Below are 25,480 nucleotides of genomic sequence, written 5' to 3' on the forward strand. Positions count from 1 at the left end.
GTCATTCGTCCTGCGCGACCAGCCCCAAACCGCGTAAGTAGATACCGATCCCACTTTCGAGCAGGTCTTCAGGAGGGAAGGGAGAGCTTGCACCGGTATTGCGTGCATAAAGTTCAACGACACCGTGACTCATCGCCCAAATGTGAGCACTGAACATTGACGCAGGGGGTCTTTTCTCTGGCGGTATGTGTTGAGACAAATCGCCAGCAGCTTTTTCCAGCACATTCTTTGCGCGATTGGCGGCGAGGGCCAATTCGGGCGTTCGGTTTAGGGATATACCGCTTTCGAACATCGCGATGTAGTGGCCTGGGTGCTTGCGTGCAAAGGCTAGATAGGCGCGCCCAGTGGCTTCAAATGCTGCCAGTGCCGACGGTTGCCCCTTGTCATAGGCGAATTGCATCAGGTCAGCGAACATCTCAAAGCCTTGTCGCGCGGCCTCAGCAATCAGATCTTCGCGCCCTTCGTAATGTCGATAGACCGCTGCGGGCGTCACCCCAGCCGTCTTGGCGGCCTCGGACAGTGTAAATCCGGTCGGACCTTTTTGTTCAATCAGAGACAGGGCGGCCTCGATCAGGGCCTGCTTCAGATTTCCGTGGTGGTATCCGCGCTTTGTCATCCCGTCCTCAAGTGCTTATACGGGTATATACGCACAGGTCATGACCTAATCCAGCGCAGTTCGTGTATTGCCCCATACCAAGTTCAGGCATCCCAGATTTCCGGTCCACCACTGATCTTTTTGTCTGGCTCGCCAACCACGTCGGCATCTTTGCCATCATAATCCAGCCCGCTAAGCACTGTGCGAATGGCGGCCAGCCGAGCGCGTTTTTTGTCATCGGACCGAATGATCGTCCAAGGACAATCTTCGGAATGGCTGCGGGTCAGCGTTTCGGAAATTGATTGGCTGTATTCGTTCCACTTGTGCAGACCAGCTATGTCGATTGGGCTGAGTTTCCATTGCTTCAAAGGGTCGGTTTCGCGGACAAGAAAGCGGTTTAGCTGTTCTGAGCGACCTACATTCAGCCAGAACTTGAACATGTGGATCCCGTCATTCTTGAACCCCATTTCCAGAGGCAGAACCTGTCTGAAGAACCGCTCACGCTCATCTGTTGTGCAAAAACCAAAGACGTTTTCAACGACGCCCCGGTTATACCAGCTGCGATCAAAGAACACGATTTCTCCGGCAGAGGGCAGGTGTGAAATATAGCGTTGAAAATACCACTGGCTGCGTTCAGCATCTGATGGTTTGCTAAGTGCAACATTGCGCGCGCCCCGTGGATTAAGGTTTTCGCGGAACCTTTTGATTGTCCCACCTTTCCCCGCTGCATCGCGTCCTTCGAACACGATGGCGACGCGCTGATCAGTGTTCTTGACCCACCGCTGCATCTTGACCAGCTCGATCTGCAAACCCTGCATCTGTTGGTCATATTCCTTGCCCTTCATCTTTTTCGGGTAAGGGTAGGTCGGGTTCAGAATTTCCCCTTTTTGGGCCTGCTCAATGACCGATTGAACAGTTTTGGGCGCGTCATTGCGAAAATAGCTCTCGATAGCGCCATGTTCTGATTTGGTCATGTGCGGCCTCGCCATAAAATCCATAACTTACTATGGATTACGGATGGGGTTAACGCAAACCCGCACGTGCGGCGGCACGGTCGATTGCGGCTGCGACCTCCGGTGCGGCAACTACCTGAGGCATGTGACCGACACCGTCCAGTTCGACCAGCTCCGCACCTGGTATTTGCTCTATCAGGCGCTCAGAATGCCAATCCAGCCCAACGGTCGTATCGGCGGTGCCGTGGACTATTTCAGTTGGAACCGTAATCTCGTTATAGCGGGGTTGAAGTTCGGTGATTTCGTCCAGCAGATTTGCTCGCTGTTTGGCATTTGCATGCATCGATGCGCGGCGCATGGTCAGACCGGGGCCGAAATGTTCCGCATAACCTTCGGGGGCTACTTGCGGCGCAAAAACCTGATCCAGTGCTTTCGAAACGAACCAGTCAGGAACGAAGGCGCTGACCAACGGCAGGCCAAGTGCGTTGCCGATGGTTGTTGCGCCCATTGTGTTGAATGCGTCCAATGGCGTCTCCCAGGGGGTAGCTGCAGGAGCGATCAAAACGAGAGCGGCGATATTGTCAGGTCGTGTGACTGCCCAGGCAAGTGCGACTGACCCGCCATAGCTTTGCCCAGCAACAACGGGTTTTTCAGCACCAAGTTCTGAGGCAGCTTTCTGTAGGATTTCTGCTTGTTCAACAATGGTTTCTCCGTCTGGGTTAAAGCTTTCAGAATAACCTAGCCCAGGGCGATCGAATACGATGACCCGATAGCTTTCTGCTAAGATCGGTGCCAACGCAAATGTCATGTCGCGCGTATTCCCGCTGGAACCGTGGATCAGCACGACATCTGGACCTTCGCCCATGACGACGGCATGTACAGAGATACCATCGACATCCAGGATCTGACCTTCAGGAGGAAACGAAGCTTCGGCACTGCCTTCGCGTTGCGTTCCACGCCAGGCAGTGACTATGGCAACGGCTGCTAGCGCAATGCCAATTGTTATCAAGAGTTTACTGGCCAATTTTTTCCAAATCAAAGGGGGTTGTCTGATAGATGGAATTGATCCAGTTGCCATAAAGCAGATGTGCGTGACTGCGCCAGCGGTTCTGCGGATGCTGGCTTGGATCATCGTCTGGATAGTAATTTATTGGGACATTGATCGGTGTACCGTTGGCAACGTCCCGGTCATATTCCTGCTTAAGAGTGTCGCTGTCATACTCGAAATGATTGAAGATATAGAGCGCCCGATGTGCTGGATCTTCGATCAGGCAGGGGCCCACATCATCGCTGCCAAGCAGTGTGATCAGATCAGGTACCGCGTCGATTTCATACTGCCGCATCTCGGTCCAGCGGCTTACAGGGATCACGCAATCGTCAGAAAAACCACGTAAAAATGGCGATGCTGGCGCAAGATTTCGATGCCGGAAACACCCGAAGGCCTTTGCATTCAGCATATGTTTTTTGACATCGTGAAAATGGTTGATCATGGCCATGCCACCCCAACAGACGCCGAAGGTGGAATGCACATTGGATTGCGTCCACTCGAACACTTCACGGATTTCGTCCCAATAGGTGACATCAGCGAAATCAAGGTGCTCGATTGGGGCACCCGTAATGATCAACCCATCAAATTTCTGGTCCTTTACCTCCTGAAAAGGATGGTAGAATTCGGCCATATGCTCGGCAGCGGTGTTTTTGGTCTGATGCTCGGTCATACGGATCAGCGAAAGTTCGATCTGCAAAGGTGTCGCCCCGATCAGACGCGCAAACTGGTTTTCGGTCTGAATTTTCTTGGGCATCAGATTCAACAGGCCGATCCGCAAGGGGCGAATATCCTGCCGTGCGGCCTGATCTTCGGCCATGACCATGACACCCTCATTGGTCAGGACGTCAAAGGCGGGCAGGTCGGAAGGAATTTTAATCGGCATTTGGTCACGCTGTTGAAACTGCGAAAGAAGTCTGGAACTTATGCGGGGTTGGCGCGGGCCTCAAGGGTGCGTTCGATCAACTCATCGAAATCACTGCTGTCGCGGACCTTGGCGATATCGTCGGCGGCGATTGTGACGCCCCAGTTTCGTGCCATCGCTTCATATCTCGGTTGTCGGTGCGCCAGCGCTTGCGCATAGGTCCAGCGTATGAACGCGTCCGGATCGACCGCGGAAGCTTGGCAGTTGTTAAGTGCAAGGTATTCATCCCAGACCCGCTGCAGGAACTCGGCTTGGTAAGACATGGGCTTTGGGGCCTTGTCGAAGCGTTTTACCAATTCCTCAGTATGGGCCTCGTCGCCCTTGATCCAGATCATCAGCGTCTGACGCGACAGTTCGGACAGGACCTGGTCGTTCGGATCTTCGGGCTCGACCCACTCGCAGATAGAACCACCGGTATCGCAGATAAAATGCGGATAGCTGTACAGGCGCTCGGCTCGGTCGATAAAATACTTGGTATCCAACAGGGCGTGAATCTCTGCTAACCGGAACTGTTCCTGGCGAATCCAGTATTCCGAGATTTCAAGTCCACCAAGCGCGGGATTGCCGGGTTTGCCCAGATAGGCGGAGACGGGGGTCAGGTTTTCGAACGTGATGTTCGATCCGATATAGATCGAATCCGATAGCAGAAGCTCGCGCAGAAAGGGCACTTTCATCGCTTCGGCCTTGGCGTTGTCGGCGATGTATTCGCCCATGTAGCGTGTCCCGATCCGGTAATCGATCGAGTAGTGGAACCAATCACCCGCATCCCGAAGAGTGTTCGAGACATAGGATTTCCCCAACCCGGACATACCGAAGAACAGTACTTTCTTTCGCGCGGCGTCGCGCCAGTCCTTTGCCGAGTTGTAGATCATGCGCCACCATCCCTTGTTTTGCATTAGCTAAATCGGGCTGATCGCGGCGTCAATTGTGCTGCTGTGTTCCGCAATGAAAAGAAGGCGTGTAATTGGAAAAGCCCCACCATACCAAGGCGGGGCTTTCCGATGTGTTTGCTGCCGCTGGGATCAATCCAGGGCGTAAGTCACCTGAATGCCAACGCTCCATGCACTGTTGCCGGTGAAAGTGGCGCGGTTGTCGGGACCCGTACCGTTTGCCGTGGCATCACCGATGTCGGTATAGCGCACGCCGCCGGAGATTTTGGCTTTCTCAAGCGAATAGGTGCCACCCAGACCTATGCTCCAGAAACCATCTGTCGGGCCGAGGTTGGAAACCGAGTTCCCTTGCGAACTTTCGTAGCCGAGAGTTACGGCGCCCGAGAATTCGTCGGTGAATTGGTAGCCCAGACCAAGCGAATAAGTCCAAGTTGCTTCTTCATAGTCGACGAGGTTTATACCTGTCAGGCCGGTATAGACGGGCGGTGCGTAAACGGTTTGTGGCCAGTCAACCCAGCGCACCGAGCCGAACAGCAATGTTCTAGGCGCGACACCTGTCTGGAAGTCCAGATTGACGGATTGAGGTGTTATAACCTCGGTCGATGAGTCAGCGCTTACACGACCTACAGTTGGGATGCCCGGCGGAAAGATGAACCCATTTATTACGTCGTTCGATTCAGTCTGTGAAAGATCGTGAGTAATCTTCGAGTTGTAAGTCAGAGCTACGCGCGCGGCGATATCCGGACGCTCCCAAGCGACGCCAACAACATATCCAAAGTCAATCTCTGCGTCTGTTTCAACACGGTATGCACCAGCTGTGGGCGTGGCACCTGCGCCAGCGATTGGTACTGAAACGCTTGCTTTCAGGCGCTGTGCCCTCACGCCACCAATTACGCTAAAACCATTGTCCAATTTGTAACGCAGCAGCGCTGTAATCGCGTCTGTATCAGCCTCGGCGCGAAGAACGTCGGTGGTGGTTCCGGGAAGACCCGCAAGCGCCAATACGTTCTGGGATAGCGGATAATCCGCCGAATAGTCGATATCTGCACCGAAGGGCTGATCATAGACCAAAGCGAAGTCGAGTTTCTCGGTTAACGAAGTCTTGTAGGCCAGATGTGGCGTGAAGAAGCTGTTCGAGACATTGCCAGAGTCGACTTGTTGACCAAATGTAGGGCTGCCTGGGATCTGGTCTTCCATTGAGCCACTGACATCAGGCTTGGTATAGCCCAGTCGAAACTGAACGGCAGATCCTTCTTCAAACAGAATGTTAACGCCCTGACCGCTACGATCTAGGCCACCTGCCTGCACACTGGTTGCCCCGATGCACAACGCGCATGCGTGAAACAACGATCGTTTCATATACTTCTCCCTACACTGTCCTGCGGCCTGTAATGCTCATCCCATCAAACGCACCCGGCCTTGTTACCGGCTTTTACTGTCTTAAACTTTAAATTTTGGTCAATTGGTGACGGAACGTTACTCGGTGTGCGCACGCTGCACGGGTGTTGCGGATTTGTTACGATTTTCTGACCAGACGTTCAGGAAGATCCCCGCAAAGATGACTGCCGCACCCAGGAGCGTCCACTGGTCCAGCGGTTCATGATAAAGGATCATGCCCACTATCGCGATGGTCGGAAGGCGTGCAAAATCAAAGGGTACCACGATTGTTGCTGGAGCGATCGCGAGAGCATTGGTGATACAATAATGCGCAAATAGACCAGCTACGCCGACCAGCAGAAGAAACGGCGCGGTATTTACGCTAGGTAATGAGATCTGTCCGTCATAGGCCGATGCGATGAATCCAAGGCCCGCCTGAATCAGAGTCAGCCAAAACATGATGCAACCGATGCTCGCGAACCGAGTAAGGGTTTTCGTCGATATCGTCGTCAGAGCAAAGAACAAAGCGGACAATGCTGCGGCAATCACTCCTGGGCTGATCGAGGCCGCGCCAGGACGTGCTACAATGAGTATTCCGGCAAATCCGATTAGTGCTGAGGTCAACCGAAGCGCGGTCAACCTTTCTTTCAACAGCAATGGTGAGAGGAGTATCACCCAGATCGGTTGGGTAAACTCCAGCGCGAAGACCTGCGCAAGAGGAATGACCGTCACCGCATAGAACCAGAGGTTTTGCCCCGTAAAATGCAGTACATTTCGAACGCCATGTAAATCTAATCGCCGTGTCGAGACTTGATCCCATTTGCGCGATATCGTCAGAAAAAAAGCGACAATGCAGATCCCGACGAGGCTGCGATAGAACATAATCTCGAAAGTATCATGAGTTACGCTAAGTTCGCGCCCGGCAATTGCCATCGATGAAAACGAGGCGATTGCTCCGGTCATCCAGAGCGCGGCCTTGCCGATCTGCATTGAGTTGCTGCTCATGAAACTTGGTTTACGTCCCGACGTATGGCAGGCCGACTTAATGGTGTTTCACGAGACAACGCAACGAATAATAGCCGTGTCAGAATTTTTGTGCTTTGCGTGTGAGCGTTTATTCCCACTCGATGGTACCGGGCGGTTTCGAAGTGATGTCGTACGTGCATCGGTTGATGCCTTTGACTTCGTTGATGATGCGTGTTGCCGTTTCACCCAGGAACTCGTGACTGAACGGATAGTAATCAGCGGTCATGCCGTCGACCGATGTCACCGCGCGCAGTGCGCAGGCATAATCATATGTCCGTCCATCACCCATCACGCCGACTGTTCGCACCGGAAGAATGGCGACAAAGGCCTGCCAGATCTCGTCGTATAGCCCATGTTTGCGGATTTGATCGATATAGATAGCGTCGGCTTCGCGCAGAATGTCGAGCTTTTCACGAGTGATTTCTCCAGGGCAACGGATTGCAAGGCCGGGGCCGGGGAAGGGGTGGCGACCGATGAAACTGTCGGGCAGACCCAACTCGCGACCCAAGGCGCGAACTTCATCCTTGAACAGTTCTCGCAGGGGTTCGACAAGCTTCAGGCCCATTTTCTCGGGCAACCCGCCCACATTGTGGTGCGATTTAATGGTGACCGAGGGACCACCAGAGAACGAAACGGATTCAATCACATCGGGATACAGGGTGCCTTGTGCCAGAAACTCGGCACCATCAATGGTGTCAGCGTGTTTCTGAAAAACATCGATGAACAGTTTGCCGATGATTTTCCGTTTGGTTTCAGGATCGCTTTGCCCGTCCAGCTCGCCCAGAAACAACTCGCTCTCGTCAGCATGGATCAGCTGGATATTGTAATTGTCGCGGAACATTCCGACGACCTCGGTCGCTTCGTTCTTGCGCAGCAGGCCATGGTCAACGAAGACACAAGTCAACTGATCACCGATTGCCTCGTGGATCAGGATTGCCGCGACCGAACTGTCGACGCCACCTGAGAGACCGCAAATGACTTTTTTGTCCCCGACCTGCTCGCGGATTTTCTCGATCATTTGCTCGCGATACGCGTCCATGGTCCAGTCGCCCGAGAATCCTGCCAGTTTGACGAAATTCTCATATAGTTTGGCACCCTTGGGAGTATGGTGCACTTCCGGGTGGAATTGCACGGCATAGAAATGACGCGACAGGTCTGCCGTTATGGCATAGGGCGCGTTGGGTGAGGTGCCAAAGACTTCAAAGCCCGGCGCGATTTCACTGACGTGGTCACCGTGGCTCATCCAGACCTGCTCATCACCCTCTGCGAACCAGCCATCAAGAATGTCCAACTGGTTCTGAGGCGTCACGAAAGCACGCCCGAATTCGGCGGTGCCGTGACCGCTTTCGACCCGGCCGCCCAGTTGCTGCATCATCACCTGCTGGCCATAGCAGATGCCTAGGATTGGCACGCCATAGTCAAAAATTTCCTGTGGCGCACGGGGCGAACCCTCTCGTGTAACGCTGTCCGGACCGCCCGAGAAAATGACAGCTTTGGGGGCCATCTGTCGGACAAAGTCCATCGTGACGTTCTGATAAGGATGAATTTCGCAATAGACATTCAGTTCGCGCAGGCGACGGGCGATTAGCTGCGTCACCTGGCTGCCGAAGTCGATGATCAGAAGGCGGTCGTGGGATGCTTGGGTCATGACTGGCTATTAGGTCGCAAGCCTTGCTTGTGCAAGCGCAATGACGTCAATTGGTGACGGAGGCACTCAGATGACTGACCTAATTCTCAGAACTGCGGAACCAGGCGACGCAAATGCGATAGAAACCTGTATTACAAGCGCCTACGCCGATGCGATCAGAAAAATTGCCGATATCCCGGATGTGGCAAGCGGAATCGAGGGCGATATTGCGAACCGAAATGTCCTTGTCGCAGAAGAAGGTGGGCAACTTTTGGGTGTCATTATTTATGGTCTGAAGTCTGGCGTGATGATGGTCTTCAATCTTGCCGTTGTGCCGCAAGCTCAGGGGCGGGGACTCGCAAGAAAATTGCTTGCTGCTGCTGAAGCCGATGCGCTGACGGCGGGGTTGTCCATGCTTTGCCTAAGAACGCATCGACTTATGGGAGCAACCCGCGCCATGTATACACATCTTGGCTGGCAAGAAGTCGAGGTGACCGGGAACTCGGTCATGATGCAGAAGAGTGTGACGTGACGTGCAAATGTGTCTGAAATAGCGATGCTGCCAGTTCATGTCGCTTTTACCTCTATTGCGCCGTAAACTACCTCTGGCATCGTGGCTCGTTGATGTAACACACTTGTCGAACCAACCAATAAACGGGATTTTCTCATGACAGAGGCAAGCACCCGGCGCAGAGCACGAGGTGGCGGTGGCGCCGCCCGCCGGGCCGAGCGCACGGCGGTAAAGATCGAAACCGCAAAATACATCGAACGTAACATTCCCAATTTCGAAGTCCTCAATGAAGAAGCGCTTGAGATCATCGAAACCAACGCGGAAACTGTGCTGGCCGAGATCGGTGTCAATTTTGTTGACAATCCGGCGGCATTGGAACGTTGGCGCGAGGCTGGTGCCGATGTCGATGGTGAACGCGTGCGTCTGCCGCGCGGACTGGCGCGTAAATTGATCAAATCCGCACCCAGCGAATTTACTCAACATGCGCGCAACCCTGAGAAATCAGTCGTCATTGGCGGTCGGAATCTTGTTCTGGCCCCGGTATATGGCCCTCCGTTCGTGCGCGATGCGCAAGGCGGCCGTCGCTATGCGACCATGGACGATTTTAACAAGTTCGTGAAATTGGCCTATATGTCCAAATGGCTGCACCACTCGGGCGGCACCGTGTGTGAGCCGACGGATATTCCGGTGAACAAGCGTCACCTGGACATGTTGATGGCCCACATGACCTTGTCGGACAAACCGTTCATGGGCTCCGTCACCGATCCTTCGCGAGCGCAGGATTCGGTTGAAATGTGCGAGATTCTCTTTGGCAAAGAGTTCGTGCAGAACAACACGGTTATGACCTCGCTAACCAACATCAATTCGCCGATGACATTTGACGATGTGATGATGGGTTCGCTTGAGGTTTATGCTGCTAACAACCAAGCCTGTATCATCTCTCCTTTCATCGTCGGTGGCGCAATGGCACCGGTATCAGTCGCTGGTACGCTGACGCAGGTTCTGGCAGAAGTTATGGCCGGGGTGGCATATAGCCAGATCATCCGTCCGGGGGCTCCGGCGATTTTTGGGGCTTTTGTTTCATCGATCGACATGAACTCGGGCGCGCCGACTTTTGGTACTCCTGAAGCATCGCACGTGACCTATGGTGCGGGTCAGCTAGCACGTCGTTTAGGGCTGCCATTCCGGTCTGCAGGTTCGTTCTGCGGCTCGAAGCTGCCCGATGCGCAGGCGGCATACGAGACCGCAAATTCACTGAATATGGGTCTGATGTCAGGCGTGAACTTCATGTTGCACTCATGTGGCTGGCTTGAGGGCGGTCTGGTTGCCGACTTCGAGAAGTTCGTCATGGATGCCGATCAGTTGGGTGTTCTCCACGGTCTGGCCAAAGGCGTCGCATATGACGAAAATGCTCAGGCTATGGATGCGATCCGCGAAGTTGGTCCGGGAGGGCACTACCTTGGGTGCGCACACACGCAGGCAAACTTCAAGGAAGCGTTTTGGAAAACCGATTTGCTGGACTACAAGCCGTTCGAAACCTGGGAAGAAGAAGGCGCGCGTGACACACGGACGCTGGCATCGGCACGGGTTGAACATCTTTTGGCCAATTATCAGCAGCCACAACTTGATCCTGAGATTAATGCGGCGCTGGACGCATACGTTGCCGAAAAGAAAGCATCCATGCCGGATGCCTTCACCTAATCACTGAAATTGCGCGGCGCGACTGGTTTGATACAGTTGCGCCTCGCCATTCAATGCGATCAGCAAATCCAGATGACGCACCAAAGAATAGGCCGCGTCTTCTTCTATCCGCTGTGCATTCACTTCGCGTTCCAGCTCTAGCAGGCGCATCAACGCAGCGCCCGGTCCCGGAATCGATCCATAACCCAGAAGACGTTGCAGATGACGATCGCGATTATAGTCCTGCGCCCCGATCTTGGCAGCACGAGCCAGCAGTCGCGGGCGGCGGAGTGAAGTAATCAAGGTCATCAGGTCCTGCACGGCAGTATCCTTTTCGTTCAGTTTCACTGTCTGAAATGTGACACAACCTGGGCGGGTGTTGCCTTGATGTAGTTCGCCTCGAACTATGGTTTCACCACTGTTTATCTTTTTGAATCAATTCTGCGCTGAGCCGTCTGTGATTAACGAACGAGTAACGAAAGCACCTCTAGTTAGATTTGGTTAACTAAGAATCCGACGGCTAAAACTGTCAGTTTGTTTTGTCGACAAGGGCGAAGAAATATGGAAAACAGCGTGGCTTTCACCGTTCCGGCATGGGTTCCCGAAGGAGCACAACGATATCTTGACCATACAGAATCTGGGCGGTCGATACGGGATATCGCGCGGTCGGCTGGATGCCATGCCTCGACCATATTGCGACAGATCCGCAAGGTCGAGATGCGTCGCGATGATCCTCTGGTGGACGCCGCGCTACAATCACTGGCCCAATCGCATTTTTCACCCACGGAATTCAAAAAACCTGCGTTTGCAGTCGTAACATCCGAAGAGAACCGACCAGAATCTCAAAACGCAAAGTTTGATCGAGAGGCGCTGCGTGTTCTGAGACGTTTGTGAGAATCCGGTGCTGTGCTTGCAGTGGCCGAAGACATGGATAAGGCTGTAGTGGTTCGGGACAACGGTGAAGGCGGGACCACCAAAACAGCAGTTGTGGATTGCCGAACAGCGCAGGCGCTGGCGTTAAATGACTGGATATCGTGCGACAATCCCGGTCGGATTTCACGATATCGTATTTCAAGTGCAGGACGCACGGCATTGAGTCACTTGATTGCCGAAGTGGAAAACCGGGCGCGCGCTCTGAATGAATTTGGCATGGCCGAATCTCAGAGTTCATTCACGCCCGCAAACTCGGGTACATATTCCTCAAATCAACCCAAGGTTCGTTATAACACGGTCGAAAGCCCCCTGATCGCATTGGCGCGTCGACGGGACAAGAGTGGTAAGCCGTTCCTTGATGAGACATTGGTCGGCGCGGGTGAGCGTTTGCGTGAGGATTTTGAACTTGCACAGATAGGCCCTCAGATCACGCAGAACTGGGATCGCTTTCTGACCTGTGGAGGGCGCGGAGATTTCGTTTCAGATGCCCATATTGGACAAGGCCATTCCAGTGCCAGGGACCGTGTGACAAAGGCGCTTTCAGATTTAGGGCCGGGTTTGAGCGACGTTGCCTTGCGTTGTTGCTGCTACCTTGAAGGGTTGGAGTTGGCGGAAAAGCGCATGGGCTGGTCGGCGCGGTCGGGCAAGATCGTTCTGCGTATCGCTTTGCAGCGGCTAAAGCGACACTATCAGGATCAGGCCGAGCAAGACCGCATGATCGGCTGAAATCCTATTAGGATGGTCTTGAGTAACGGGCTGCAAATGATAGTCAGAGGTTATGAATTTTACCATTCGACAATTGCAGTATTTCCGTGCTGTCGCTGAACAACGAAACTTTGGTCGTGGTGCGCAGGTTTGCAATGTTTCGCAGCCTGCGCTGTCCGTTCAGATCAAGGCACTGGAAGACGCGATGGGAGGGCCACTTTTCGAGCGGCAAGCGCGGGATATTTTGCTGACCCCACTTGGGCGAGATGTGCTGGAATACACACAGGATGTACTGAATGCGGCAGCGCGTCTGGATCAATTCGCGCGTGATCAATCTGGCGGGCATCGTTCCCTATCGATTGGAATAATTCCGACCGTTGCCCCGTACCTTCTGCCGGGGGTGCTGGCTGGGTTGCGCGCGTCAGATGTCTCGTTAAAAGTGCAAATTCGCGAGGCCCGCACTGAGCGACTTCTTTCAATGCTGCGCTCAGGTGAAATTGATGCGGCTATACTAGCGCTTCCGTTAGGCAGCGAAGCCTTTCACGAAGAACCATTATTCGAAGACCGCTTCTTGCTTGCAGGAAGTCAAGCCCGGCTGGACCGGCTAACGATCAGCCCCGAGGCGTTGCGGCCGGTGGACCTTAAGGCGGCTCAGTTGATGCTGCTTGAAGACGGGCATTGCTTGACTGATCAGGCACTTGAAGTTTGCGGGCAGGATCGCACCAGCGGTCAGATAAATATGGGCGCGTCATCGCTTGCGACATTGTCTCGGTTGGTCGCGGAAGGATTCGGTATGACCTTGATGCCAGAACTCGCAGCGCAGGCCGAGACAGACGCTGTGCCTGGCCTGCGGTTGCTCCGGTTTGGCACCCCGCAGCCAGCCAGAACCATCGGTTTGGTGCGTCGCGTGTCGACTGGTGCGGAGGAGTGGTTCAATCGGTTGGCGCGGGTGATCCGTGAGGTTGGGGAAGACGTGGTCTCGGGAACCCGTACCTGACAAAAAAGGCTCGCCGATATGGCGAGCCTGGTAGCGGTTTAGCTGATCGGATTATGCCAGCGCTGGTTCGCGGGCCTCGTCCAGATGTTTCATCAGATTCTCTGGCGACGACACGCCATAAGGGTCTTCGGGGCAGTTATCCATCAGGCCGGGCTCTTCAAACCATGCCTCAACCACACCGTCATTGACGATGGCCGCATAGCGCCACGAGCGCATGCCAAAGCCCAGATTATCCTTGTCGACCAACATACCCATCTTGCGGGTGAATTCCCCGGATCCGTCAGGAATGACTTTGACATTTTTCAGCCCCTGATCCGCAGCCCATTTGTTCATGACAAAGCTGTCGTTGACAGACATGCAGTAAATTGCGTCGACGCCTTTGGCCGCGAAATCAGCATGACCTTTTTCAAAACCGGGCAACTGATAGGTCGAGCAGGTCGGGGTGAATGCACCCGGCAGCGAGAACAGGATGACGCGCTTGCCTGCAAAATAATCTGCGGTTGTCTTGTCTTCCCAGCGGAAGGGATTGGGGCCTTCTATCGCCTCGTCGCGGACGCGGGTGTGGAAAGTTACGTCAGGCAGTTTTGCACCGGTTTTCATCATCAAACTCCTGTGATTCACATGTGATTAACGTGAGGGTTAGAACGATTCCAGAGCGGCTTCAACATTAGATATGCTGCACTTGCGATATATCTTATTCGCATGTAAATTGATTGAAAATAGGTAATAATATGTGATTTATTCGAGGCTTTTGCTGCAGTCGCGAATGCGGTCCGCATAGCGGCTATGCGCCGCTGGTGTAACCAACAAAGTCAGTTTATGTTAAGCACCAAGCAAATTGACCCGAAGTCAGGAAAGCCAGCCGTGCGTGATCTGAAAATACCCGAACAAAGACACCCCGAAAAAGCGCATCGGCCTGATAATGCGGCGCCGCGCAAACCTGCGTGGATTCGTGTCAAAGCGCCTGGTGGCAAAGGGTATGCTGAAACGCACAAGATCATGCGTGACAACAATCTGGTCACTGTTTGTGAAGAGGCTGGTTGCCCGAACGTGGGCGAATGTTGGAGCCAGGGCCACGCCACCATGATGATCATGGGTGAGATTTGTACGCGTGGTTGTACCTTCTGCAATATTGCGACGGGCAAGCCGGATACGCTGGATGCGTTCGAGCCAGGGCGCGTGGCGCACGCGGTGCAAAAGCTGGGCTTGAATCATGTTGTTATCACGTCGGTCGATCGGGATGACCTGCTCGATGGCGGCGCAGACCACTTTGCACAGACCATCCGCGCGGTGCGACACCGGTCACCCAAGACAACAATCGAGATTCTAACGCCGGATTTCCTGAAATGTGATCCTACGGTTTTAGAGGTCGTCGTCGAAGCCAAGCCGGATGTGTTCAACCACAACCTCGAAACAGTACCAGGGCTATACCCTGAAGTTCGCCCCGGTGCGCGTTATTTCCATTCATTGCGCTTACTGCAGCGGGTGAAAGAGATGGATCCGTCGATTTTCACCAAATCCGGAATCATGGTCGGGCTTGGCGAGGACGAGCAACAGGTCCGTCAGGTCATGGATGACATGCGTGCGGCAGATATCGATTTTCTCACAATTGGTCAGTATCTGCAGCCAACGCCCAAGCACCATGGCATTGATCGTTTTGTCACACCCGAAGAGTTCGCGGCCTATGAAAAGGCTGCTTTTGGCAAGGGCTTCCTGATGGTTTCGGCAACCCCATTGACCCGGTCGTCATACCATGCGGGTGATGATTTTGCTCGCTTGCGTGAGGCCCGGCAAAAGAAGTTGAATCAGGTGTGAAACCCGAGCTTCAATCCTGGCTCACTGAAAAACGGCATGAGCTGCATCAGGTCCCGGAGATTTCGGGCGAGGAGCGCGGAACCGCCGCAAGTATTTCCAATCTTCTGCTGGCTTGCGGCCCCGATGCGGTTTTGACCGGAATCGGTGGTCACGGCGTTGCGGCAGTCTATGAAAGCGGCCAGCCGGGGCCGACGATAGGTATTCGATGCGAACTGGATGGTTTGCCGATCCAGGAAATATCTAGCGCGCGATACGCGTCGCAACATCCGGGCAAGGGGCATCTGTGTGGGCATGATGGTCACATGGCAATGGTTTTGGGTGTGGCTTTTGTTCTTGGTGATAAGCGCCCAGCAAACGGGCGCGTCGTACTGATTTTTCAGCCTGCTGAGGAAACTGGGCAGGGTGCTATAGCCTTTCGCGCCGACCCCAAGTTCGCCAATATTGCACCGGATTACGTTTATTCTTTGCACAATCTTCCGGGGCTGGAATTGGGGGCGGTCGAGCTGTGTTCGGGCCCGGCCAATTGCGCCTCCCGCGGGATGCGGATCGTGCTGACAGGCAAAACCTCGCATGCAGCCGCACCGCAAGACGGGCTTTCACCGGCTGGAGCCTTGGCTGAGCTTATACCTGCATTAGCCGCATTGGGACACGGAGGGGTGCTGGATGCAGATTACGCTCTGACCACTGTAACCCATGCGCGACTGGGTGAGACCACGTTCGGGGTCGCACCTGGCATGGCCGAGCTTTGGGTTACTCTGCGGACGGTATCAGATACGCGAATGACCGGTTTGATCCGCGAGGCGGAGCAGCTTGTGAGCGCAAGCGCTCAAGCGCATGGGCTGGATGTCGAAATCAGCTATGACGATGTGTTTGAGGCTTGTGTAAATACGGATGAAGCCGTGCAAATCCTGTCAGAGGCTTGCCAAACACGCGATATACCTTGCAAACTGGTGCCGACGCCACAGCGGTTCTCGGAAGATTTCGGGCAGTTCGGCAAAGGCGCGAAAACTGCGATGTTCTGGCTTGGAGCAGGCCGGGATCATCCGCAACTGCACAACCCCGACTATGATTTCCCGGATGCTCTGATCCCGATCGGGACCGACATATTTCTTGCAGCGATCGAACAAACGCTCAAGGCTTGAGCTTTCTGGGCTGGCCTTCTGCCCATTCGGGCCACCAGCCCATATATTCAACGCCGGCAACCAAAAGACAGACAAGGATTGCGCCGAACACCAGTTTCACCCGCCGTTCCGAGGGCGGATTTCGCCCCCATTGCGACATGCGAAGAAAGTGGCGCAAATTCATCAATCCTGATCTTCGACAAATCGAACCTTGCCAATAAACGGCAAATTGCGATTGCGTTGCGCATAGTCGATCCCATAGCCCACGACAAATTCATCAGGGATTTCGAACCCGATCCAATCCGAACGGAAATCGACCTCGCGTCGGCTGGGTTTGTCCAGCAGCGCGATGGATTTCAACCGATGTGGCTTGCGGGTGCGGAGCAGCTTAGAGACGTGATTAAGGGTATGGCCGGTGTCCACAATATCCTCGACCACCAGTACATCGCGTCCTTCAATAGCGCCGCGCAAGTCCTTGAGAATGCGTACTTCTCGGCTGCTTTCCATCGAGTCTCCGTAGGACGATGCCTCAAGAAAATCGACCTCAATGGGCAGGTCGAGCTCACGCACCAGGTCAGCGATAAAGACGAAACTACCCCGCAGCAGGCCGACAACGACCAGTTTATCGGTGCCGCCGAACTCAGCCGTGATTTCGCGGCAAAGCTCTTCGATCCGGGCGGCAATTGCCTTGGCCGAGATCATCTCATCTATCACATATGCGCGTTGGCTCATCGCTGCCCCCTTGATCTTTGGCGCGCAACATACGAAATCACGCGCCATTGTCACCAGTTAATCCCGGATATCATGCCAACCCACTCAGAGACCCGCCCGCTACCTTACACCGCTCAGCAGATGTATGATCTGGTCGCGGATGTTGCAAAATACCCTGAGTTTTTGCCTTGGTGCGCCGCGGCCCGTATCCGTCGGACCTATACCGCGGGCGAAGGCAAGGTGATGGAAGCGGATCTTGTTATTTCATTCAAGGTGTTTCGCGAACGCTTTGGCAGCCGGGTTACGTTGTTTGATGCTCATAAACGGATCGACACCGAGTATCTGGACGGTCCGTTCAAATACATGCGTTCCGATTGGGAGTTCGAAGATACGGATGACGGCTGCAACGTCTCTTTCCACGTTGACTTCGAGTTCAAAAATGCGGTTCTGCAAGGGATCATCGGAGTCGTGTTCAACGAGGCTATGCACCGTATCGTGCGCGCATTCGAACAACGTGCCGCCGTCCTCTACGGCTAAGGCTTTACGACCGTGACGCGCGCGCTAGACTGCGCGCCATGACCGATCTCACATCCGCCCTCGCCGAATTCGCCGCTGGTCCTGTGTCGACCACTTCACAGGCTCGAATCGTGACATCGCTTTCCGCGTTGGATTGGCTCGCCGTGGGGCGGGCGGGTGCGGATGAGCCTGTTTCCCGCATCATCCGCCAGATGGTTTTTTCCGAAAGCGGTGCAGCACAAGCACGCCTATTTGGGGGTGGTGTAGCCCCTTTACGCGCTGCGGCGCTGGTGAATGGTACCGTTTCCCACGCGCTTGATTACGATGACACCCATTTTGCCCATATCGGTCATCCATCGGTTGCTGTGTTTCCAGCAGCCCTTGCGCTTGCGGCGTGGGAGGATCGTCCGCTGGTCGATTTGCTCGAAGCAGCGCTTGTTGGGATGGAATTGTCGATCCGCGTTGGACTGTGGTTGGGCCGCGGTCACTATCAGGCAGGCTTTCACCAGACCGCCACGGCTGGCGCGTTTGGGGCTGCGGTAGCTGCGGGGCGCATCATGTCCTTCGATGCCAAGCAGATGCGTGATCTGTTGGGGCTGACCGCAACAAGAGCATCCGGACAGAAATCACAGTTCGGAACCATGGGCAAACCCTATAATGCCGGGCTTGCGGCCTCGAATGGCGTTGAGGCGGCTCAGTTGATCCGCAATGGATTTCAACCCGGTTCTGACGCGTTGGAAGGTCCGTTTGGGTTTGGGGCGACACATCTGGGGACAGACGATATCAATGCAGCGCTTTATGGGTTGGGTGATGAATGGTTGTTCGAAAACGTAAGCCATAAGTTCCACGCCTGCTGCCATGGCCTGCACGCGGCGCTTGAGGCCGCGCGCGATCTTGACATTGCCGAACCAGAGGTGGCCGAGATCAAGGTTAAAACGCACCCCCGCTGGATGAGCGTTTGCAATCAACTGCAGCCGACTAGCGGGTTGGGTGCGAAGTTTTCTTATCGCACAGTGATCGCAATGCAATCGATGGGGTACGATACGGCGCTACCGGGCAGCTATACTGCCAAGATTTGTGCGGACCCGAGGCTTCAATCCCTGCGGGATCGGATTAGTGTAGAGGCAGATGAAAGCTTGTCCGAGACCCAAGCCCATCTGTCCCTCTTGCGCCGCGATGGCGCCCGCCGCGAGGCCAAACATGATCTGCTCGCCCCGATGTCACTTTCGGACCGCGAAGATCGGGTTAGGGACAAAGCATCAAAACTGATCGGTGGGGATGAAGCAGATGCGGTCTGGTCGATGCTGCGCACCGGTGGGCGCGCAGCGGATTTGGCAGATAGACTAAATGATTAGGCGACTCGCCAGTGCAGTGGGAAGCCGGGATCGAAAACTGTGACAGGACCGTCCGCGCATTCGATTTTGGCGGGATAGACAACCTCATCGCCCTTTGTCAGCGTGATGGTCTCTTCGTTCGCGGGTAAACGATAAAAGGCCGGGCCGTTAAGTGAAGTAAACGCTTCCAGCTTGTCCAACGCATCAGCGCGCTCGAACATTTCAGCCAGCAGTGACATCGTATTGGTCGCAGTGAAACACCCAGCACAGCCACAGGCCATTTCCTTGTTCGCATCCGTGTGCGGCGCGCTGTCAGTGCCAAGGAAGAAACGCGCATCACCCGAGGTTGCGGCGGTCAACAGCGCCAGCCGATGCTCTTCGCGTTTGGCGACTGGTAGGCAGTAATAGTGCGGCTTGATGCCACCAACCAAGATATGGTTGCGATTGATGATCAGGTGGTGCGTCGTAATCGTTGCACCCAGATCTTTCTCGTTCGCCTTGACGTAATCCACGCCGTTTGACGTCGTGATGTGCTCCATCACCACCCGCAGCCCGGGTGTTGTTTTGTGAATTGGATCAAGAACACGGTCGATGAACACGGCTTCGCGATCGAAGATATCGATTTCGGCATCCGTGACTTCGCCGTGCACACACAGCGGCAGACCGATCTCGGCCATCTTCTCCAGCACCGGGCGCACCTTGTCGAAATCGCGAACGCCCGAAGAAGAGTTGGTTGTTGCACCTGCCGGGTACAGTTTGACCGCCTTGATCAATCCCGTCGCATGCGCCGCTGCGACATCGGCAGGATCCGTGTCTTCGGTCAGGTAGAGCGTCATCAGTGGCTCAAACGTCATATCATCGGGCAAAGCGGCCAGAATACGCTCTCTGTAAGCGGCCGCATGATCGCCGGTCACAACGGGCGGAACCAGATTCGGCATGATGATGGCACGGGCAAAATGCCGCGCGGTTTCAGGCAGGACGGCTTGCAGCATCGCGCCATCGCGCAGATGCAGATGCCAGTCATCGGGGCGGCGGATCGTCAGGGAATGGGTCATGGCCCCCGGCTAGCACAGCCGCTTGGGTGGTGAAAGACCCTGTTGCCCTTGCCGGTGAGGCAGATCGTCGTAAGTCTCTGACGGATGGTGGTCTTGACCTCTGGTTGTGGTCATGACCTGTTGGGGCGGAGAAAAAAGGGGAACTCATGACACAGCCAAACTCCATCGATGCCGTGCAGGACCTTTTGGGCTCTGAGGGCTATGTCTGTGGCCGGGCTTTGGCGACGGTTGTGTTTCTTTCGCTGAAGCTTGGCCGGCCTCTGTTTCTGGAAGGTGAGGCGGGCGTCGGCAAAACCGAAATTGCCAAAGCGCTGGCCGCGGGATTGGGGCGTCGCTTGATCCGGTTGCAGTGTTACGAAGGCCTTGATGCCTCCTCCGCTGTGTATGAATGGAATTTCCCCGCCCAGATGGTGGCGATCCGTACCGCCGAAGCGTCGGGCGGTGCGGATCGAGGCGCGCTACAGACCGAGTTGTTTTCGGACGACTATCTGATCGAACGCCCTTTGCTGCAGGCCATGCGCCCGGATGAAAACGGGGCGCCTGTGTTGCTGATTGACGAATTGGACCGGACCGACGAACCATTTGAGGCTTTCTTGCTGGAGGCGCTCAGTGACTTTCAGGTAACGATCCCTGAGTTAGGTACTGTTAAAGCGCCTGAACCGCCGATCGTGATCGTCACTTCGAACCGCACGCGAGAGGTACACGACGCGCTGAAACGCCGTTGCCTCTATCACTGGGTGGATTATCCGGACTTTGACCGAGAGATCGAAATCCTGCACGCCCGAGCGCCTGAAGCGGCTGAGGCGCTGAGCCGCGAGGTTGTCGCCTTTGTTCAGCGCCTACGTACTGAAGATTTGTTCAAGAAACCGGGGGTGGCCGAGACCATTGATTGGGCTAAATGTCTGCTGGCGCTGGACGTCATCAACCTCAGCCCCGAGGTGATTGGCGATACGTTGGGTGCGATCCTGAAATACCAGGACGACATCCAAAAGCTGCAAGGGTCCGAGGCCAAGCGCATTCTCGATCAGGCCAAGGCCGACCTCGAACCGGCCTGATGCTTCATCCGCTTGCAAATATTTCGGGGGTGTGATGGCCGAACAACTCCCACTCGATATCCCGGACAACCCCAAGCTGGCCCAGAACATCACCCATTTTGCGCGCGCTTTGCGTAAGGCCGGGCTGCCGATTGGAACCGGACGTGTGGTTGATGCGATCCGTGCAGTGCAGGCTGCGGGTTTCACCGAGAAAAAAGATTTCTACTGGACGCTACATGCGTGTTTCGTGAGCCGGCCTGAACACCGCACGGTTTTTGCGCAGGTCTTCCGCCTGTATTGGCGCGATCCGCGCTATCTCGAACATATGATGTCCATGATGCTGCCCGCCATTCGCGGCGTGCAGGAGGAGCGCAAAGCGGATGCGGCTGAAAAGCGCGCGGCTGAGGCGTTATTGGATGGCGTCGAGCGCGACTTGCCGGAAACGACGGAGCAGGAAGAAGGAAGTGAGATCGAGATCGACGCGACCCAAACCGCGTCCTCCGAAGAACGCTTGCGCAACCTCGATTTCGAACAGATGAGTACATCCGAGATCGCCCAGGCCAAACGCATGCTGTCGCGCCTGAACCTACCGGTCAAACCCATCGAGTCTCGGCGTGGTCAGGCCAGTCATCTCGGTCACCGCATCGATCGCGCACGCACCCTGAGGTCAGCCATGCGGCAGGGTGGCGAGCTACGCGATATCGCGCGCCTGCAACCAAAACCTCGCTGGCCGAATTTGGTAACGCTCTGCGACATTTCCGGATCGATGAGCCAGTACAGTCGGATCATTCTGCACTTTCTTCACGCGGTTTCGAATGCCAAAGGCGCAGGTTGGGCCAAAGTGCACGCATTCACGTTTGGCACACGCCTGACCAACATCACCCGCCATCTGCATCAACGTGATGTCGATGCAGCTCTGGCCGCTGCCGGGGCCGAGGCGCAGGACTGGGAAGGCGGAACACGGATCGGAGAATGCCTGCATCAGTTCAACCGCGACTGGTCGCGGCGTGTCATGGGGCAGGGGGCGGTCGTGTTGTTGATCACCGACGGTTTGGAACGGGGCGATCCCGAGATGCTGGAAAAGGAAATCGAGCGTTTGCACCTGTCGTCGCGACGCTTGATCTGGCTGAACCCATTGCTGCGCTGGGATGGGTTCGCGCCAAAGGCTCAGGGCGTTGCGACAATGCTTCCACATGTCGACAGCTTCCGCGCCGGGCATTCGATTGCGTCGCTGGAAGATCTGGCCGCCGTGATATCTCAGCCTGACGATCAGGGTCAGAAAGCGCGGCTGATGGCCGCGCTTTCCGACTAGATATTAAGACAGCTGTTCTTCATTGCACTTTCGCGCCATCTCCATGGCTTTGTAAGTGCCGGTCAGATCGACTGTGAAGGCGAACTCTTTTTCCGGGAACACGACCATCACCTTCTTCTTGGCAAGGTCGTCTGCGAACTGAGGATCGTCTGACAGAACATACCCGCCTGAATAGCCCTTGGTGATATTCCCTTTCATGCCAGTGGCCTCACCAACATAAATGTTGTCTCCGATGAGGATGGCGACGGCTTCTTTCTCGCCCTTCTTGATATTGGTTTTTGCCTTGGTGAAAACACCCACATAGCCGACACCGCGATCTTCGGTCAGCCCCATCTGCACGACATTTTCCGAGTCATCCACCGCTTCGATCAGGCAAGATTTCTTGTCTTGATCGATGAAGACTTTCCAGCCTTCAACCTCACCGTACTTCAAAAATGTATCAGCCCATCCGGCGCTGGCAGCCATCATGCCAAGCGCCGTTCCCAGTGTAAGAATACGTTTCAACTGTTTGTCTCCGCTTTGAAATATGCAGGGGTGATTTCGGGAAGTACCCGAAACTGCGTCCAAGCTAGAGTGCGGTCAGGTGACAATCAATCTTTTATGAATATGAGTTCAAAACCGGCCTGTTAGCGCCGGTAACTTAGACCTCGGACCGCTTTTCATTGTTGTAAAGCTGACTATGTTGAAGCCGAGCACGGTCGGAGGTCTCAATGGAACGATTCGATAGCAGCCCGGAAACCGCATTGGAATGGTATCGCGCCGGTAAGGGCGCGGCTCTGGCGACTGTAGTCGAGACCTGGGGCAGCGCACCACGCCGTGTCGGTGCGCAGCTCGTTATTGCAGGCGACGGTCGGATCGAAGGTTCGGTTTCAGGCGGCTGCGTAGAGGGCGCTGTGATTGTCGAGGCGTTGGAGGCCATCGAAGAAGGTGAGGCCCGGCTGCTGGAATTTGGTGTCAGCGATGATGACGCATTTGCCGTCGGATTGGCCTGCGGTGGGACGATCAGGGTTCTCGTCGAACCGGTTGGAAAAGTTCTGCCCGAACCGATGCTGGCTGAACTGGTCGCCGCACGGGCGCGGCGTGAACCTTTGGCGTATGAGGTAAACACTGAAACCGGCCACCGAGCATTGCGTCGAAACGCCTATACCGAACGATTGCGCATGGATAGGTCTGGGTTCGAAGAAGATGGTCAAACCTTTGTTGCGGTTCACAATCCTCCTTTGCGATTGATCGTGATTGGAGCTGTGCATATTGCCCAAGCACTTGTGCCGATGGCACGCCTCGCTGGCTACGATCCAGCGATTGTTGATCCACGCGAAGCTTTTGCCTCGGACGCCCGATTTCCCGGAGAGACCATCCTGACAGACTGGCCGGATGAGGCGGTGTCGAAACTGGGGCTGGACACAAGGACGGCGCTTGTTCTGCTGACCCACGATCCCAAGCTAGACGATCCAGCGCTTCAGGCCGCATTGTCAGCCGATGTGTTTTACATCGGAGCACTTGGGTCCAAGCGCACCCACGCCAAGCGTATCGATCGGATGAAACAATCCGGGTTTACAGACGAGCAGATTTCACGGATTCACGGACCGATTGGGCTGGATATCGGTGCGGCCAGCCCTTCCGAGATCGCGGTGGCCATCCTTGCACAAATGACAGCGGTTCTGCGGGGCAAGGCGTGAAGTTTGCTTTGGTAGCCGTTGCCGATGCCAGCGGCGCGATTCTGGCTCATTCCGTCAAGGCAGGTGACCGGAGGTTGCGCAAAGGCATCACGCTGACGTCCCAGCATATCGCTGAATTGCAGCAGGCCGGTCTGACTGAGGTAACGGTCGCCAGGCTTGAGCCCGGCGATTGTCATGAGAATGAGGCGGCGGCAATGTTGTCTGCAGCCCTGGTGCCGGACCCTGCAAAGGCTAACCTGCGCGTGACCGACGCCTTTACAGGGCGGGTCAACTTGCTTGCTGATGGTCCAGGTGTGGCAATCTTGGACACTGATGCATTGCAAAACTTCAATCGGGTCAATCCGATGATCACCGTCGCAACCGTACCGCAGTACCAACAGATGACTGCAGGCGGCATGGTCGCGACGATCAAGGTCATCTCGTATGCGGTGCAATACACCGATGTTCGCCGTGCGGCCGAACAGGCGCAGAACTCCATTCGACTTTCGGTGCCGAAATACAAGAACGCCGGGCTCGTCATCACCGATATTGCCGGCGGGCCTTCGAACGAAAAAGGTATTGCCGCCATTCGTGGCCGGGTTGAGGCATTGGGGATGGACCTGTGCGACGTTAAAGTTGTTCCGCATCGACAGGGTGATTTAGCAGCCTCGCTAAAGTCCGTTCACGGCGAGATCGTCATGATTCTGACCGGATCGGCCACGTCGGATGAAAATGATGTGGCACCGGCCTCTGTTCGAGAAGCCGGAGGCGCAGTCGACCGATTTGGGATGCCGGTTGATCCAGGAAACCTGTTGTTTCTGGGGTCTTTGGGTGGTCGCCCAATCATCGGTCTGCCTGGATGCGCCCGTTCGCCTGCACTGAACGGGGCGGATTGGGTGCTGTCTCGAGTCGCTTGCGGGATCGAGACGACGGGTGCTGACATCGCAGCGATGGGTGTCGGAGGGCTACTGAAGGAAATCCCCACGCGGCCACAACCTCGCGCTGCCAAACGAAAGTGACGTAACGGCATTTTTGCCGTTTCGATCATACGCCTCATGATTAGTGAGATGAGCAAAGAAGTTGCGGAAAAATCGGGCAAATATTTTTGTTCTCAAACAAAATTTCCCGTGTTTAACTCGGGACTAAGGAAAAACAATAAATTGGGAGGATCTCATGACACAGGTCTCAATGACCGTGAACGGGAAAGCCGTTAGTGGTGACGTTGAAGGTCGGACGCTTCTGTCCAGCTTTTTGCGTGATCATCTGTCGCTGACCGGAACACATGTCGGATGTGACACGGCACAATGTGGTGCGTGCGTCGTGCATGTGAATGGTGAGGCGGTCAAATCCTGCAATATGCTGGCCCTGGAAGCGGATGGTGCCGATGTGGGTACGATCGAAGGGCAGGCTGCAGAGGATGGTTCGCTGAATGTCATTCAGCAGGCCTTTCAGGATCATCATGGGCTGCAATGCGGGTTTTGTACTCCTGGCATGGTGATGAGTGCTGCGGCACTGCTCAAGGATAATCCGCGCCCGACCGAAGGGGAAATCCGGAAGTACCTTGAGGGTAATCTGTGCCGGTGCACAGGCTATCACAACATCGTCAAGGCGATCATGGCCGCATCTGGCCAGGACGTTTCCAGCATCGCCGCCGAGTAAG

General features: G+C 55.2%; 25 protein-coding genes and 1 pseudogene. 13 read left to right on the forward strand and 13 right to left on the reverse strand.

The window, feature by feature from the left end; translation table 11 throughout:
* Position 1 precedes the first annotated feature (1 nt).
* The 8 genes from ACRZ91_RS02210 to guaA all read right to left on the reverse strand — a co-directional run bounded on the left by ACRZ91_RS02210 (position 2) and on the right by guaA (position 8,459).
* A complete protein-coding gene (locus tag ACRZ91_RS02210) occupies positions 2–616 on the reverse strand; it encodes a TetR/AcrR family transcriptional regulator (RefSeq protein ID WP_010439657.1) in 615 nt (204 codons plus the stop codon).
* Positions 617–699: 83 nt separating this feature from the next.
* On the reverse strand, positions 700–1,569 hold the full coding sequence (gene ppk2, locus ACRZ91_RS02215; protein WP_480902283.1) for a polyphosphate kinase 2: 870 nt from the start codon (positions 1,567–1,569) through the stop codon (positions 700–702).
* A 49-nt stretch (positions 1,570–1,618) separates the two neighbouring features.
* A complete protein-coding gene (locus ACRZ91_RS02220) occupies positions 1,619–2,572 on the reverse strand; it encodes an alpha/beta fold hydrolase (protein ID WP_480902286.1) in 954 nt (317 codons plus the stop codon).
* Entirely contained in the window at positions 2,562–3,479 is a 918-nt protein-coding gene (gene metA / locus ACRZ91_RS02225) for a homoserine O-acetyltransferase MetA (RefSeq protein ID WP_480902288.1), read from the reverse strand. The genes ACRZ91_RS02220 and metA overlap by 11 nt, the downstream gene beginning before the upstream one ends.
* Before the next feature lie 38 nt (positions 3,480–3,517).
* Positions 3,518–4,390, reverse strand: coding sequence for an ATPase (locus tag ACRZ91_RS02230; protein WP_480902291.1), 873 nt, complete (start codon positions 4,388–4,390; stop codon positions 3,518–3,520).
* A gap of 150 nt (positions 4,391–4,540) precedes the next feature.
* Positions 4,541–5,767: an OmpP1/FadL family transporter gene (locus ACRZ91_RS02235; protein WP_170469748.1), complete on the reverse strand. Its 1,227-nt coding sequence runs from the start codon at positions 5,765–5,767 to the stop codon at positions 4,541–4,543.
* Positions 5,768–5,884: 117 nt separating this feature from the next.
* Positions 5,885–6,790: a DMT family transporter gene (locus ACRZ91_RS02240; RefSeq protein WP_480902294.1), complete on the reverse strand. Its 906-nt coding sequence runs from the start codon at positions 6,788–6,790 to the stop codon at positions 5,885–5,887.
* Between the two features lie 109 nt (positions 6,791–6,899).
* Positions 6,900–8,459 carry a glutamine-hydrolyzing GMP synthase gene (gene guaA / locus ACRZ91_RS02245; RefSeq protein WP_480902296.1) on the reverse strand — a complete coding sequence of 520 codons (1,560 nt, stop codon included), beginning with the start codon at positions 8,457–8,459 and terminating at the stop codon, positions 6,900–6,902.
* 70 nt (positions 8,460–8,529) lie between these two features.
* Between guaA and ACRZ91_RS02250 the strand changes: the two genes are divergently transcribed.
* Together ACRZ91_RS02250 and ACRZ91_RS02255 are read left to right on the forward strand one after the other, a co-directional pair.
* Positions 8,530–8,970, forward strand: coding sequence for a GNAT family N-acetyltransferase (locus tag ACRZ91_RS02250; RefSeq protein ID WP_480902299.1), 441 nt, complete (start codon positions 8,530–8,532; stop codon positions 8,968–8,970).
* A gap of 135 nt (positions 8,971–9,105) precedes the next feature.
* Entirely contained in the window at positions 9,106–10,650 is a 1,545-nt protein-coding gene (locus tag ACRZ91_RS02255) for a trimethylamine methyltransferase family protein (RefSeq protein WP_480902302.1), read from the forward strand.
* On the opposite strand, the gene ACRZ91_RS02260 is transcribed toward ACRZ91_RS02255, so the two are convergent.
* Complete coding sequence (locus tag ACRZ91_RS02260) at positions 10,651–10,950, reverse strand: DUF6477 family protein (RefSeq protein WP_260025892.1); 300 nt, start codon at positions 10,948–10,950, stop codon at positions 10,651–10,653.
* 240 nt (positions 10,951–11,190) lie between these two features.
* Between ACRZ91_RS02260 and ACRZ91_RS02265 the strand changes: the two are divergent.
* Both ACRZ91_RS02265 and ACRZ91_RS02270 read left to right on the forward strand, forming a co-directional pair.
* Positions 11,191–12,288: pseudogene (locus tag ACRZ91_RS02265) on the forward strand (DUF6456 domain-containing protein).
* A gap of 52 nt (positions 12,289–12,340) precedes the next feature.
* The gene (locus ACRZ91_RS02270) at positions 12,341–13,264 is read left to right on the forward strand and encodes a hydrogen peroxide-inducible genes activator (protein ID WP_480902305.1); all 924 of its coding nucleotides are present in this window, start codon (positions 12,341–12,343) and stop codon (positions 13,262–13,264) included.
* Between the two features lie 51 nt (positions 13,265–13,315).
* Here ACRZ91_RS02270 and ACRZ91_RS02275 read toward each other — a convergent pair whose 3' ends face one another.
* Positions 13,316–13,864: a peroxiredoxin gene (locus ACRZ91_RS02275; protein ID WP_170770633.1), complete on the reverse strand. Its 549-nt coding sequence runs from the start codon at positions 13,862–13,864 to the stop codon at positions 13,316–13,318.
* A gap of 264 nt (positions 13,865–14,128) precedes the next feature.
* On the opposite strand from ACRZ91_RS02275, the gene lipA reads away from it, so the two are divergent.
* Both lipA and ACRZ91_RS02285 read left to right on the forward strand, forming a co-directional pair.
* Positions 14,129–15,079 (forward strand): lipoyl synthase, encoded by a 951-nt coding sequence (lipA, locus tag ACRZ91_RS02280; protein WP_170469770.1) that lies wholly within the window; start codon positions 14,129–14,131, stop codon positions 15,077–15,079.
* Positions 15,076–16,221: an amidohydrolase gene (locus tag ACRZ91_RS02285; RefSeq protein WP_480902307.1), complete on the forward strand. Its 1,146-nt coding sequence runs from the start codon at positions 15,076–15,078 to the stop codon at positions 16,219–16,221. The genes lipA and ACRZ91_RS02285 overlap by 4 nt, the downstream gene beginning before the upstream one ends.
* Before the next feature lie 162 nt (positions 16,222–16,383).
* On the opposite strand, the gene hpt is transcribed toward ACRZ91_RS02285, so the two are convergent.
* Positions 16,384–16,932 carry a hypoxanthine phosphoribosyltransferase gene (gene hpt, locus ACRZ91_RS02290; protein WP_010439696.1) on the reverse strand — a complete coding sequence of 183 codons (549 nt, stop codon included), beginning with the start codon at positions 16,930–16,932 and terminating at the stop codon, positions 16,384–16,386.
* Between the two features lie 72 nt (positions 16,933–17,004).
* On the opposite strand from hpt, the gene ACRZ91_RS02295 reads away from it, so the two are divergent.
* A complete protein-coding gene (locus ACRZ91_RS02295; RefSeq protein WP_170539340.1) occupies positions 17,005–17,448 on the forward strand; it encodes a type II toxin-antitoxin system RatA family toxin in 444 nt (147 codons plus the stop codon).
* 38 nt (positions 17,449–17,486) lie between these two features.
* Positions 17,487–18,782, forward strand: a complete 1,296-nt coding sequence (locus tag ACRZ91_RS02300) for an MmgE/PrpD family protein (protein ID WP_480902310.1) — start codon at positions 17,487–17,489, stop codon at positions 18,780–18,782.
* Here ACRZ91_RS02300 and pyrC read toward each other — a convergent pair.
* Entirely contained in the window at positions 18,779–19,816 is a 1,038-nt protein-coding gene (gene pyrC / locus ACRZ91_RS02305; protein WP_480902313.1) for a dihydroorotase, read from the reverse strand. The two genes, ACRZ91_RS02300 and pyrC, sit on opposite strands and share 4 nt — an antisense overlap.
* A gap of 146 nt (positions 19,817–19,962) precedes the next feature.
* Here pyrC and ACRZ91_RS02310 point away from each other — a divergent pair, with 146 nt between their 5' ends.
* Entirely contained in the window at positions 19,963–20,871 is a 909-nt protein-coding gene (locus tag ACRZ91_RS02310) for an AAA family ATPase (protein WP_170770645.1), read from the forward strand.
* 34 nt (positions 20,872–20,905) lie between these two features.
* Entirely contained in the window at positions 20,906–22,162 is a 1,257-nt protein-coding gene (locus tag ACRZ91_RS02315) for a vWA domain-containing protein (RefSeq protein ID WP_480902315.1), read from the forward strand.
* A gap of 3 nt (positions 22,163–22,165) precedes the next feature.
* On the opposite strand, the gene ACRZ91_RS02320 is transcribed toward ACRZ91_RS02315, so the two are convergent.
* A complete protein-coding gene (locus tag ACRZ91_RS02320) occupies positions 22,166–22,666 on the reverse strand; it encodes a hypothetical protein (RefSeq protein WP_010439711.1) in 501 nt (166 codons plus the stop codon).
* A 206-nt stretch (positions 22,667–22,872) separates the two neighbouring features.
* On the opposite strand from ACRZ91_RS02320, the gene ACRZ91_RS02325 reads away from it, so the two are divergent.
* From ACRZ91_RS02325 to ACRZ91_RS02335, 3 genes are all read left to right on the forward strand, one after another.
* Complete coding sequence (locus tag ACRZ91_RS02325) at positions 22,873–23,841, forward strand: XdhC family protein (RefSeq protein ID WP_170539350.1); 969 nt, start codon at positions 22,873–22,875, stop codon at positions 23,839–23,841.
* Positions 23,838–24,839, forward strand: a complete 1,002-nt coding sequence (locus ACRZ91_RS02330; RefSeq protein ID WP_480902318.1) for a molybdopterin-binding protein — start codon at positions 23,838–23,840, stop codon at positions 24,837–24,839. The genes ACRZ91_RS02325 and ACRZ91_RS02330 overlap by 4 nt, the downstream gene beginning before the upstream one ends.
* Positions 24,840–24,993: 154 nt before the next feature.
* Complete coding sequence (locus tag ACRZ91_RS02335; RefSeq protein WP_010439719.1) at positions 24,994–25,479, forward strand: (2Fe-2S)-binding protein; 486 nt, start codon at positions 24,994–24,996, stop codon at positions 25,477–25,479.
* The last annotated feature ends 1 nt before the right edge of the window (position 25,480 follow it).

The organism is Ruegeria sp. O11 (assembly GCF_056535285.1).

Bases quoted from the DNA above. Each gene is read 5' to 3' on its own strand.
- ACRZ91_RS02210 (WP_010439657.1), bottom strand. From the start codon at position 616: ATGACAAAGCGCGGATACCACCACGGAAATCTGAAGCAGGCCCTGATC.
- ACRZ91_RS02335 (WP_010439719.1), top strand. From the start codon at position 24,994: ATGACACAGGTCTCAATGACCGTGAACGGGAAAGCCGTTAGTGGTGAC.
- pyrC (WP_480902313.1), bottom strand. From the start codon at position 19,816: ATGACCCATTCCCTGACGATCCGCCGCCCCGATGACTGGCATCTGCAT.
- ACRZ91_RS02235 (WP_170469748.1), bottom strand. From the start codon at position 5,767: ATGAAACGATCGTTGTTTCACGCATGCGCGTTGTGCATCGGGGCAACC.
- ACRZ91_RS02230 (WP_480902291.1), bottom strand. From the start codon at position 4,390: ATGATCTACAACTCGGCAAAGGACTGGCGCGACGCCGCGCGAAAGAAA.
- ACRZ91_RS02275 (WP_170770633.1), bottom strand. From the start codon at position 13,864: ATGAAAACCGGTGCAAAACTGCCTGACGTAACTTTCCACACCCGCGTC.
- ACRZ91_RS02270 (WP_480902305.1), top strand. From the start codon at position 12,341: ATGAATTTTACCATTCGACAATTGCAGTATTTCCGTGCTGTCGCTGAA.
- metA (WP_480902288.1), bottom strand. From the start codon at position 3,479: ATGCCGATTAAAATTCCTTCCGACCTGCCCGCCTTTGACGTCCTGACC.
- guaA (WP_480902296.1), bottom strand. From the start codon at position 8,459: ATGACCCAAGCATCCCACGACCGCCTTCTGATCATCGACTTCGGCAGC.
- ACRZ91_RS02240 (WP_480902294.1), bottom strand. From the start codon at position 6,790: ATGAGCAGCAACTCAATGCAGATCGGCAAGGCCGCGCTCTGGATGACC.
- ACRZ91_RS02295 (WP_170539340.1), top strand. From the start codon at position 17,005: ATGCCAACCCACTCAGAGACCCGCCCGCTACCTTACACCGCTCAGCAG.
- ACRZ91_RS02255 (WP_480902302.1), top strand. From the start codon at position 9,106: ATGACAGAGGCAAGCACCCGGCGCAGAGCACGAGGTGGCGGTGGCGCC.
- ACRZ91_RS02325 (WP_170539350.1), top strand. From the start codon at position 22,873: ATGGAACGATTCGATAGCAGCCCGGAAACCGCATTGGAATGGTATCGC.
- ACRZ91_RS02300 (WP_480902310.1), top strand. From the start codon at position 17,487: ATGACCGATCTCACATCCGCCCTCGCCGAATTCGCCGCTGGTCCTGTG.
- hpt (WP_010439696.1), bottom strand. From the start codon at position 16,932: ATGAGCCAACGCGCATATGTGATAGATGAGATGATCTCGGCCAAGGCA.
- ACRZ91_RS02250 (WP_480902299.1), top strand. From the start codon at position 8,530: ATGACTGACCTAATTCTCAGAACTGCGGAACCAGGCGACGCAAATGCG.
- ACRZ91_RS02310 (WP_170770645.1), top strand. From the start codon at position 19,963: ATGACACAGCCAAACTCCATCGATGCCGTGCAGGACCTTTTGGGCTCT.
- ACRZ91_RS02315 (WP_480902315.1), top strand. From the start codon at position 20,906: ATGGCCGAACAACTCCCACTCGATATCCCGGACAACCCCAAGCTGGCC.
- ppk2 (WP_480902283.1), bottom strand. From the start codon at position 1,569: ATGACCAAATCAGAACATGGCGCTATCGAGAGCTATTTTCGCAATGAC.